The 12,348-nt window shown below is 44.7% G+C and carries 7 protein-coding genes; all 7 read left to right on the top strand.

What is annotated here, in order from left to right; all coding sequences use genetic code 11:
• The first annotated feature begins 97 nt into the window (after positions 1-97).
• The 7 genes from KI655_RS21730 (at position 98) to astA (ending at position 12,317) form a co-directional block, all read left to right on the top strand.
• Positions 98-1,198 carry a porin gene (locus tag KI655_RS21730; RefSeq protein ID WP_032550016.1) on the top strand — a complete coding sequence of 367 codons (1,101 nt, stop codon included), beginning with the start codon at positions 98-100 and terminating at the stop codon, positions 1,196-1,198.
• Positions 1,199-1,219: 21 nt separating this feature from the next.
• Positions 1,220-4,435, top strand: a complete 3,216-nt coding sequence (locus KI655_RS21725) for an ExeM/NucH family extracellular endonuclease (RefSeq protein WP_285408604.1) — start codon at positions 1,220-1,222, stop codon at positions 4,433-4,435.
• Between the two features lie 113 nt (positions 4,436-4,548).
• Positions 4,549-7,926: an ExeM/NucH family extracellular endonuclease gene (locus KI655_RS21720; protein ID WP_285408602.1), complete on the top strand. Its 3,378-nt coding sequence runs from the start codon at positions 4,549-4,551 to the stop codon at positions 7,924-7,926.
• 47 nt (positions 7,927-7,973) lie between these two features.
• On the top strand, positions 7,974-8,870 hold the full coding sequence (locus KI655_RS21715) for an endonuclease I family protein (protein ID WP_285408600.1): 897 nt from the start codon (positions 7,974-7,976) through the stop codon (positions 8,868-8,870).
• 147 nt (positions 8,871-9,017) lie between these two features.
• Entirely contained in the window at positions 9,018-9,596 is a 579-nt protein-coding gene (locus KI655_RS21710) for an aminodeoxychorismate/anthranilate synthase component II (protein WP_285408598.1), read from the top strand.
• A 380-nt stretch (positions 9,597-9,976) separates the two neighbouring features.
• On the top strand, positions 9,977-11,188 hold the full coding sequence (locus KI655_RS21705) for an aspartate aminotransferase family protein (protein ID WP_285408597.1): 1,212 nt from the start codon (positions 9,977-9,979) through the stop codon (positions 11,186-11,188).
• A 109-nt stretch (positions 11,189-11,297) separates the two neighbouring features.
• Positions 11,298-12,317, top strand: coding sequence for an arginine N-succinyltransferase (gene astA, locus KI655_RS21700; RefSeq protein ID WP_285408744.1), 1,020 nt, complete (start codon positions 11,298-11,300; stop codon positions 12,315-12,317).
• The last annotated feature ends 31 nt before the right edge of the window (positions 12,318-12,348 follow it).

The raw sequence follows: 12,348 nt of genomic DNA, 5'->3' as shown, positions 1-12,348 counted from the left end.
GAAACCATATTTATAAAATAAATGGTTGGAATTTCTGCGCGCTAACTGGCTTTGGAACGATATTCCATTACGAGTGTTGAATTTAAGGAAATAAGTGATGTTAAAAAGAAATGCAGTGGCGCTGGCTATTTCTTCTTTGTTCATGGCATCGGCTGTAAATGCCGTAACTATTTATGAAGATGAAAATGGTGACTTCGTAAAACTTTATGGAGAGGTGGGTGTTGGTGGTCATATTGGTGCCAACTATGAATACGGTGAGTTTTACGCAGACCAAACCTTCATTGATGACTCATTCGCAACCATGGGTGTGAAGGGCAAACAAGACAAGATGCACTATCGCTTAGAGCTGGATTATGAGCGTGAGAACTGGGAATACGGTTCAGGTGATATGGTTCTGGCGATCGACAAGGTCTTTATTGGATATGACCTGTACAAGAGCAAGAATCAAGAACACTACGTAGAGGTAGGTCTAACCGATACTGCATTTGATGACTACGACAAGTGGGGCGACTTCACTTTCGATACCACGGTTGAAACCGGTGAAGCGGGCGACCAAGACATGACCGCAAAGTATGAAGGTAAATACTTTGGTGCGATCAAAGTGGGCGCGTCATACACCAACCGTGCTGAATCCTCTTCGGGTTCTGAACTTGGCGAAATTGTGAATGGTTACATTGGTTACTTTGGCGATCGCTTCTCTGTCGTAGCTGGTGCGGAAGGTCGCGGTGGCTCTGATGGTAAATCAAAATATGGCGAGCAGCGTCTACTAGGTGCTGGCGCACGCCTTGCTGTTACGGAAACTTTCCACCTTGGTGTTAATGCGTTCTTCGAAGAAGAAGATATTGCACAGTCAAGAACACTGGTTTCAGTTGATCCTGTTACCGGTGAGAAAACTTACGTGAACAATGATTTTCAAACTCTAGAGAACAAAGGTTACCTGGCTTCCGCGAAGTACCAGTTTACTGATAATTGGGAGTTCACTGCTTCATACAACTACGAAGAGTATGAGCAATGGGCGATTGACAATCGCAATGAGCAAGCAGCAAGTGGCAACGACAAGCACAGCTGGGGTGATGAGCGCGTATGGGGCACATTGGGTGTCAACTACCGTCCAACACGTTCTAGTGTTATCGCACTTGAGTGGAATACTGGTGAAGCTGCTCAAGACGCTTACGCTTACGCACGTGTTTACTTCTAATTAAATCAGAGAGATATCGAAATGAATAAAAAAATGACTCTACTTGCTGGTGCGATTAGTAGTGTGCTTAGCGGCGCGGCACTGGCGGACATCAATAATATTATTATTTCTGAGTATGTTGAAGGCTCAGATGATAATAAGGCTATTGAGTTACTAAATACCGGTGATACAGATTTCACTTTTGATGCGACTTACACTTTGTTTAGAGCAGATGCTAAGTACACAAATGAAATCCAGTCAAAGACGAAAGGGCACCTTCTTGATGGGCAAACTGTTCCGGCGAAAGGTACGTTAACGATCATTAATGAAGATGCTTCCCAAGCATTAAAAGATGCAATTGCAGCAAACTCTGGTGCAGTAGTAGAAGCTCATGGTTATGAGAGTGGCTTTTACAACTCAATGACTTTTAATGGTGATGATACTGTTTTCATCGCAAAGAAAAGTAGCTACAGTGAAGTTCACGATCTAATTGGCCTAACAGGTGAGTACTGGGGAAGTGATAAAACATTTGTGCGAAGCATTGATGCAACAACCCCAAATAGTAGCTATGACCCGAGAGCATGGGTTGAACAACCGAAAGACACATTTGATGGTCTAGGTGACTCGACACTACTAACACCGCCGCCACCGCCACCGCCACCAGTAGAAACGACACTGGCAGAAGTGCAAGGTACAGGCATGTTCTCTCCGTTTGTTGAGGCTGAGTTTGGAACGCCACTAAAAGAAGATCAATTTTACGAAACAGAAGCAACTTATAAGCTAACCGCTTATGTTGGTTATGCGCTACCAAGTGCTGGCAGTGCCCTTTCTAAAGGCTTTTTCCTATACGATAACGATGGAAACCCACTAACATCAGACGGCCTGTTTGTTTACGCAAAAGATAACCTGCCAGTAGTTGGTGCAGAGGTTACTGTTGTTGGTACCGTTCGTGAATACTATGGCCAAACACAATTTAACCTAACTGAAGATTGGGTAGCAACAGGCAGCACTATTCCAGCTCCTGCTCCAGTTGAGTTGAAACGTATCCCTGAAGACGGTGCATCTTTTGCGAAAACACTTGAGCGCCACGAAGGTATGTTCGTTAAGCTAGTTGAGGACATGGACGATACTAAAACGGGCAATCAAGATATGCGCGTAACGCGAGCCTTTGCCTTCGACTTTGAGCTTTACAACAAGCGTCAATTCCGTAATAACCTTGCACTTGCATATGAAAAGCCAAACTTCCACCCTAACCAAGAGTACGTAGCGGGCAGCTTCGAGTCGATTGCTAAGATCGAACAAAACCGCGATGCGACTCTATTCTTAGAGAGTGAAAAAGCACCAAGTAACGGTAATATCCCTTACTACGCTGACTTTAGCTACGATAACCCAATTCGAATTAATGATGGTATTAAGAACGTTGAAGGTGTGATTGCTTACACCTACGATGAGTACCGTCTAGTGGTTAAAGATCCTGCAGCGGGTGGCTTCCAGATGCAAACATCTGATATTACGCCAAATACACCACGCCCAGAGTCGAAGAAAAATAGTTACGGTGATGACACTGGCGAATATGACATCGTCAACGAAGAGTTCGATGGTGGCTTTACCATTAAAGTCGCAACACAAAACGTATTGAACCTGTTTAACTCTCCTTATGGTGGCAGTGATAACCAATTTGGTGACAACCGCGGCGCAGAATCAGAAGAAGAGTACCTGCGTCAAAAAGCCAAGATTGTTAAGGCTATCTACGGCCTAGATGCTGATATTTTGGGCTTGATGGAAATCGAAAATAACGGTTTTGGTGATTTCGGTGCACTTAAAGAGCTCTTAGCTGCAGTTAATGCGAACTATGCGGAAGAAGATTACGCAAAACGTGGTGATCAAGACTCAATTCATAATCGTTATGTATTTGTAGGCTTTGACAAAAACGGCGATACCATCCTTGATGAAAATGACACAGTAGGTACAGATGCAATCACCTCTGCAGTTATTTACCGTCCATCTAAGGTATCGATTGTTTCTGGTAAAATTATCCAAATGCCAGAGCAGCACGCTCCATTAGTCGAGTACCCTGAAGGCGGTGCTATCGTTGATGGCGATGGTGCGGTTCGTGAAAGTGGTGACAACTACCAACGTAATACTGTTGCAGCAACGTTTAAAGTTATCAACACAGGTAAACGACTAACGGTAGCAATTAACCACCTAAAATCTAAAGGCTCTACGTGTCATGAAGACTGGGTTGGTTGGGAAACATGGGACGACTTTGACCCAGTAAATGATGATGTTCGTAACGATGACTACCAAGGTTCGTGTGAGAACTTCCGTGTGTCAGCTGCTTACCAGCTAGGTACAGAGATGGCGAAAATTGGTGGTGATCAGGTTGTTCTAGGTGACATGAACTCATACACCTATGAAGATCCTATGTTGGTTCTTACTGACAACCCAACTAAGAAAGACATCTATGCTTCAAGCCACACCTTTATTGGTGATGAAGTATTTGAAAAGAATGGTCAAAAGATCACGACAACATTTGGCTACCTAAATGCGGTTGACTTGAAAACCCCAGCAGGCAAAACCGCTTGGAGTTACTCATACAACAACGAAATTGGTTCATTGGATCACCTGTTAATCACGCCATCGCTAAAAGATCGTTTAGTTGATGCGGCTGATTGGCATATCAATGCAGCTGAATCATCGTTGAATGATTACAGTAACTACAAGAAAGAGCCGAATGAAATAGGTAACCCATTCTACGCTGAAACACCAATTCGCTCTTCAGACCACGATCCTGCAATGGTTTCTCTAGGTTACAAATATGGTGAATCTGGTGAAACGAATGTAAATATTGCTATTAAGAGTGGCCGTGCTGATATCGCGTTCCCTGTATCTGCAGACGCGCAGTCTGGTGATGTAGCAGAGATCTCGATTTCTCCTCGTCCGAAAAATGTGAGTTTACCAAAAGTAACGCTATCTGATTCAGGTGCTCAAACTGTAATGTTTGATGTGGTTGGTCTTGATACTGGTACTTACACCATCTCAATGAAGCTAACAGGTGATCGTGCCGCGGCACAAAGCGCAGGTGCATCGGCGGCTCAAGTGATTGACTCTATGTCGATGAAAGCGGATATCACTAAGCGTGATTCAAGCAATGTTAGCCCAGTAATACCTGAATACGATGGTTCTGGTGGTAGCTTCGGCTTCGGCGCTCTGTTGTCACTGATTGGTCTTGGTTTCCTACGCCGCCGTCGTCAGTAATTGATAAAAGGGTTAGTAATTTTTACTAACCCTTTCTTTTGAGTAGAGCTGAGGAAACACAACGTTACCTTGGCTGATATGGATATAAATCTGTTTACCTTTGAGGTTCAAACATGAAAAAAAGTTTAATAGCGATTGCTGTTGGTGCGGTTATTGCGCCTATGGCAAATGCGAATATTGTTATTACGGAAACAACCGAAGGTTCCAGCTTTAACAAAGCTATCGAGATCGCGAATGTAGGCAATGCCACCACATCGCTAGCGGGATATACGCTCTTAAAAGATACAAACGGTAAAGGTGAGTGGGGGAGTAGTTTAGATCTCTCAGATTATACATTGAACTCTGGTGAAACGCTGGTTGTTGCTCACCCTGATGCTGATCCAGCTATACTCGCAGTTGCTGATATTACTGACGATCAAGTTGCCAACTTTAATGGCGATGACCCTATCGCGGTGCATAAAGATGGGGCTCTTGTTGACCTCATTGGTGTATTGGGCGATGTCGATTACAACAAAGATCTCACCTTAAAACGTATTGATTTCTCTCCTAGTACTGTATATGACGCAGCAAAGTTTGATGCTACAGCTGATAAAAATGACTGGAGTGATTTAGGCAAGGTCGAACTGGATGAAGGGGCTCCCAATATACTGATTACGGAAGTTGTCGAAGGCAGTTCAAATAACAAAGCCATTGAAATTGCGAACGTTGGAGGTGCTACAGCTACACTGACGGGTTACACATTAATGGTAGAGTTTAATGGTGCTGGGGAATGGAAAAACCCTTACGATCTTTCTTCAGTAACGCTAGAGCCAGGCCAAACTTTTGTAATTGCTAATTCATCTTCTGTTCAAGACCTTTTAGATAAAGCTGATGATACAGGAGATATTACATATTTTAGTGGTGATGATTCACTAGCTTTATTTAAAGATGGTGAAATTGTTGACATCTTAGGTTATGTAGATGACACAGATTACAACAAAGATAAAACTCTTAAACGAATAGTTATGACGGCTAGCACCGCTTATGACCATACTAAGTTTGAAGAACTTTCAAAAGATGACTGGACCGATATTGGTAACGTTGATCTTGGTGGTGGCACGCCAGATCCCGACCCTGACCCAACACCAGACACTTTAATCAGTGACCTTCAAGGTAAATCTTGGGCGTCACCACACACAGATCCAGCAAATGGTAAATTCATTTCGGACGAAGAGTTTACGGTAGAAGGTGTGATCACAGCGATTCAAGCAGAAGCTTTGGATACTGATGGCGCAATTGGCTTCTTCATGCAAGATGAAAAGCCAGATTCTGATCCAAATACGTCTGACGGTATTTTTGTTGTTGCAGATGTAACCGGCTTGGTTGTAGGTGACAAGGTACTGGTAACTGGTCCTGTTGAAGAAAACTATGGTTGGACTCAGATCCCAGCAACAACGGTGGTGAAAAATGGCACTGGTACTATTTCTCCAGTAGAACTTACGCAACTTGATAGCGATGCTGAGTTTGATTTCACTTTAGAGCGTCATGAAGGGATGCTAGTGAAGCTAACTTCGACCTCAGATATGAAAGTATCACGCAGCTATAGCATGGATGAAGGGCCACAGCGTTATAACCTTGTTCTTAGCCAAGGCAAAGCTAGTGTTCACCCGAACCAAGCGAATTTCCCGGGGACTGACGAAGCCGCAAAAGCTGCGGACTGTAATGATGATGCACGCTTAGTGGTTGAGTCATTTAAGAAAGATACGGTTGGCGCACCAGCGTGGTACCCAGACTTTGCTAAAACTGACATTGACCAAAATGGTTCAACCGAAGATTTTATCCGAGTTGGCGACCGAGCAAGTAACCTTCAAGGTGTGCTCGGGTACTCTTATTCAGACTACCGCTTCTACGTAACAGAAGATGCGAACAACGATACTTTCATTGCACGTGGTAACAACCGTGACTTAGCACCTAAAGTTGATGAGGGCGACGTTCGTATCGCAACGTTTAACGCTCAAGAGTACTTCAATAGCTTGCAAGGTGGCGGTGAGAGCAATGACTTCCTAGCGTTCGATGCGACACCTGGTGCGCAGGATTCAACTCAGTTTGATCATCAAACCGCGAAGCTTGTTGCGGCATTAACTGCACTTGATGCTGATATTGTTGGTTTGATGGAAATTGAAAACAACGGCTTTGAAGAGAGCTCTGCGATTTCTTACCTAGTAACTCAGCTTAATGCTGATCTTCCAGAGGCTAAGCAGTACAACATTGCTAGCAGTGAAGGGCTAACAACTGTAGGTGAGCTAGCGACAGCGAACTTCGTAATTTTCCGTCCGAGTACAGTTGGCTTAGATTCGCTACAAGTGATCCCTATGCCGAAGCAAGAGGCGGAAAATGGTGAGTTTACGACTCAGCATGCTGCGGTTGTGCCGGTATTCTCATTCAAAGATCGTGAAGAGAAACTTGTGGTTGCGGTTAACCACTTTGCAGATAAAGAACAAGTTTGTCTAGAAGATACATCGGACGACGATCGCCAAGGCGGCTGTGAGAATCTACGTGTGTCTGCTGCGGATTATCTAGGCCAAAAACTGGCTGAAATGGAAGGCGAAAAAGTTATTCTTGGTAGCCTAAATGCGTTCAATAATGAAGATGCAATCACAGTACTGACTGATCGTTCAGGCGCACCTGAAAACTATGAAATCAAGACGGCTGAAAAAACCTTCATCGGTGATGAATCTCTACACGAAGAAGGTGTGGTTGTTGCTGATAGCTACGGTTTTGAGAACGTAATGGAGATTGTAGATCCAAATAGCTACAACGTCGTTCAAGGAGATGAGAATGGTAGCCTTGACTACATTCTGACTTCTGCAGGACTTAAATCGAAGGTTGTTGGTGCAACCCATTGGAATATCAATGCTGGTGAATCTCAAACGCTGGACGCTAAGCACGAACTGGGTCAAGCGTACTCTGATTCATTCCGCGCAGCAGGCCATGACCCAGTTGTACTATCGATTGCCTTTGCGGGTAAACCAATTGATCCTGTTGACCCAGTATTCCCTGATCCAGACCAACCTGTGCAGCCGGGTACGCCAGTCGAACTTCCTGATGAGCCAATTAACGAGCCTCGTCCACAGGCGCCTATCGGTGGCGGTACCTTTAAGCACTTTGTTGATCTAACTAAATACTCTGACTCTGCTTACTTAAAAGTGGGTGACGAAGTGTCGGTGAGCTTCAACAATGCAACTCAAGCGTTTGTCGCGACTTCTTCAAATGTTCAAAAAGATGTGCTTGACCAATTTGAGATTGCACTTGGCTGGACGGAAGTACCTATCTCAGGTCTAGAAGTGGGTGAATACACCGTGACTACGGCTGTTGAAGGTAAAGTGATTGAAACGCAGCAAGTGTCGATTACTCAAATGAGTGACTCTGGCAGTGATGGTGGCTCATTTGGTCTAGGCGGTCTATTGAGCCTACTAGGACTTGGCTTCCTACGTCGTCGTTTTAACAAGTAACCTGATTGCATTAAGGAGTAGGGGCTTTGTCGCCCCTAATGAAAAGTATGAAAAAGACACTACTGACTTTACTTATCCCGTGTGCATTCAGTGTTAATGCGGCATATGAACAAGCACATGATCCCCATGTTGTCGGCACACTACCTAAGGTAACTTGCCAAACAACGATTGTTGAGCCACCGGTTCCACCGGGCGAAGTACACAACCCTGATGGCTACTACGACAGCGCATTGAACAAAACAGGCGATGAGCTGAAAGCGGCTCTGAATGCCATTATTTCTACGGGTATTACGAAACTTCCTTATACCGATAACTCTTCACCTGATGCAATGGATGTTTGGAAAGCGCTAGGTATAACGGATGAAGATCCTAACAATAGTGCAAATGTGATTCTTATGTATACTGGTCGTTCTCAAGAGAAAAGCCAGAGAAGCGGTCAAGGTAACCTTGGTCAAGATAACTGGAACCGTGAGCATACTTACCCTAAATCTAATGGCGGCTTCCCAAATGAAGGCCCTTATGCTTACACAGATATTCACCACTTGCGTCCAACGGATGAATCGGTGAACAGCAAACGTAGTAGCCATGAATTTGATGAAGGCGGTACGGAAATTGCGGAAGCACCAGGTAACTACGTAAGCAGCAATTCATTTGAGCCTCGTGATGCAGTAAAAGGTGATGTTGCCCGCATGATGTTTTATATGGCGACGCGTTATGAAGGTAATGATCCTGACACTCCAGATCTCGAATTGGTGCCTACAGTTGCCAATAATGGTACTGCTTTAGGTAATGTGTGTGCACTTCTAAAGTGGAATGAACAAGATCCTGTCGATAGTTTTGAATTCAACCGCAACAGCAAAATTCAAAAGATTCAGGGCAACCGTAACCCATTCGTAGATAACCCACACTGGGTTGATACTATCTTTGCGAAAGATTGTAACTAATCTATAAAAACCTAAATGAGGCGCCTAGTGCGCCTCTTCTTTATTGCCTTAGTTTAAATAGGAAATAAAGAGAAAGACTTGCCTTTCTAATCTCTTACTGCACAATACACACCCTCTTGTTCTCTTCAATACGGTTACGATTTACGTATGTTACTTATCATCGACAACTACGACTCTTTTACCTACAACTTGTACCAATACTTCTGTGAGTTGGGTGCAGAGGTTAAGGTAGTGCGCAACGATGAAATTGATATTGCCGGTATTGAAGCGCTCAACCCAAATCACCTTGTGATCTCTCCGGGACCTTGCACCCCAGACGATGCGGGAATATCACTTGCAGCAATCGAGCACTTTGCAGGTAAGCTGCCTATCTTAGGTGTGTGCTTAGGGCATCAAGCCATTGCTCAAGTATTTGGTGGAGAAGTGGTGCGCGCTAGACAAGTGATGCACGGTAAAACCTCGCCAATTCGTCATACTGGCACCAGTGTATTTAAAGGGCTCAACAACCCACTGACCGTGACTCGTTATCACTCCTTAGTTGTAAAGAACGGCACCCTACCAGACTGCTTTGAGTTGACCTCATGGACGGAACTTGAGGATGGCAGTATGGATGAGATCATGGGCTACCAACACAAGACTTTACCTATCGACGCGGTTCAATTTCACCCTGAATCGATTAAAACAGAGCAAGGACACCAGTTGCTTGCTAATTTTCTTGCTCGCTGAGCGTTTGAATCCTTCTGACGCTGATCACTTTTTATAACATTTATAGAGAATAAGTGTGGTTTTTTAGCCGCTGCAAACTTATTCGCGTTATATCCTTTCAATCCCCCTCCAGCGCTTGTTCTGCCTACATTTGTTGCCCTTATAAGTCCCTCATAGCAAAAAAAGCTTCATAAAATAGATATGTTGATGCATAAATAGTCATAGGTAGTAACGTTCACCTGCTTGTTTAACGTGGTGAAAGAATAATCTACTATTGAAAAGGTTAATTAAATGTAAATATAATGCTGCAGCAGGATGATGGCGAGACAAAATACCTTTGTCTCAGATATGAACCATTACGCTTATTTTGCGAAGCTTGCAGTATCGAGAAGGAATGTGTGATGACAGTGGAAAATAAAGTGGAACGTAGTCTATTTGATGAGGTCATGGTGCCTTGTTATAACCCAATGGAAATGATCCCAGTAAAAGGGGAAGGGGCACGCGTTTGGGATCAGCAAGGTCGTGAGTATATCGACTTCGCTGGTGGTATTGCGGTGAGCTGTTTGGGTCACTGTCACCCAGCAATGGTTGATGCTGTGACTGAACAAGCAAATAAGCTGTGGCACTTAAGTAACGTTATGACTAACGAACCAGCACTGCGTCTAGCTAAAAAGCTAACAGACGTATGCTTTGCAGAGAAAGTGTTCTTTGCAAACTCTGGTGCAGAAGCGAACGAAGCAGCATTGAAGCTTGCACGTCGCTGGGCAGCGGACGTTCATGGTCCAGAAAAATCTGAGATCATCGCATTCAAACAAGGCTTCCACGGTCGTACATTCTTTACTGTAACTGTGGGCGGTCAAGAAGCTTACTCTGATGGCTTTGGTCCTAAGCCAGGTGATGTTACTCACCTTCCGTACAATGATATCGAAGCGCTAGAAGCGTATATCTCTGATCGCACTTGTGCCATCATGATGGAACCTCTACAAGGTGAGGGCGGTATCATTTCTCCAACGCCTGAGTTTGTGAACACAGTTCGTGAGTTGTGTGACAAGCACAACGCGCTACTTATTTTTGATGAAGTTCAAACGGGTAACGGTCGTACCGGTAACTTTTACGCGTACCAAGGTCTAGGTGTTACGCCAGATATCTTGAGCACAGCAAAATCTCTTGGTGGCGGTTTCCCAATTGGCGCAATGTTGACAACGAATGAGCTTGCGACGCACCTAAAAGTGGGTACTCACGGTTCAACTTACGGTGGTAACCCACTGGCATGTGCGGTTGCAGAAGCGGTTGTTGATGTTGTTAGCCAGCCAGAAACGCTAGAGGGCGTGAAGGTTCGTGAACAGTTGTTCCGTGATGGTCTAACCAAGATTAATGAAAAGTATCAAATCTTTAGTGAAGTTCGTGGTAAAGGCCTGCTATTAGGCGCAGCGCTGAATGACGAATGGCAAGGCCGTGCACGGGACGTATTAGTTGCTGCGGGTAAAGAAGGTCTGATGGTGCTGGTTGCAGGTGCAAACGTTGTGCGTTTCACACCATCACTGGTGATCACTAAAGAAGAAATTGAAGAGGGCTTAGCAAAACTAGATAAAGCGATCGCTTCACTAGTGTAAGCCTCAAGCGGCGTCATAGGAATGATCGCCACAAGAGCGATCCCATGACGCACAGCTCAAGGCCCAAGCTTCTAGTTTTGGGCCTGTTTTGCATCTGGAGGGAATAATGATGCTTGTTGTACGCCCAATTAAATTATCTGATTACGATGCGCTACACACATGTGCGGTCGAGTCAGGACATGGATTCACATCTCTTCCGGTTAACGAAGAACTGTTAACCAATCGAATTACACACTCTGAATACAGCTTTGCTAAAGAAAACGTCACCGAACCGGGTGATGAAGGCTACCTAATGGTGGGCTTTGACGTTGAAACGGGTGAAGTGGCTGGCACAACGGGCATTGAAGCCTCGATTGGCTGGGACGTGCCTTTCTACTCTTACCACATCAGCAAAGTGGTGCACTCTTCGCAACGACTTAAAGTAAATAACGTCGTTAAGCTACTGACTTTTGGTAATAACTACACAGGCTGCAGCGAAATTTGTACGCTTTTCTTGCGCCCTGATTACCGCAAAGGGTTAAACGGTCGCTTAATGTCTAAGTGTCGTTTCCTACTTATGGCAGAGCACCCTGAGCGCTTCTCTGAAACCATTTTTGCTGAGATGCGTGGTGTATCAGATGCCGAAGGTAATTCTCCATTCTGGCAGTGGTTGCAAGAGCACTTTTTCTCGATTGACTTTACGTTGGCAGACTACCTAACCGGTATCGGTAAGAAGGGGTTTATCGCTGACTTAATGCCGAAGCTGCCGATCTACATCAACCTGCTGAGCCCAGAAGCACAAGCCGTGATTGGGCAAGTACATGACAACACCCGTCCAGCACTTAAGCTGCTTGAGCGTGAAGGCTTCACCAACCGTGGTTACGTCGACATCTTCGATGCAGGCCCAACGGTTGAGTGTGACTTGCGTAATATCGAATCGGTGCGTCATTCAATTCGTGCTCAGGTAGAAATTAGTGAGCATGCAAGCTCTCAGGATTACCTAATTGGTAACACCTCATTTGAAAACTTCCGCGCGGTCGCTGCTAAAGGTGCTTATGACCAAGCTAGCGGTAAAGTGATTCTTGCGCCAAATGTGGCAAAAGCTTTGGAAGTTCAAGAAGGCGATTTTGTTCGTATGTTGGCTCAATAGAGCTTGATGGTTAGTCAAAGAAGGATAGAAG

The sequence above is a fragment of the Vibrio sp. D404a genome (genome assembly GCF_030248535.1).
In the GTDB taxonomy this organism is placed as follows: Bacteria; Pseudomonadota; Gammaproteobacteria; order Enterobacterales; family Vibrionaceae; genus Vibrio.
The sequence above is the reverse complement of the archived record's forward strand: the minus strand, read 5'-3'. Positions and strand labels throughout refer to the sequence as shown.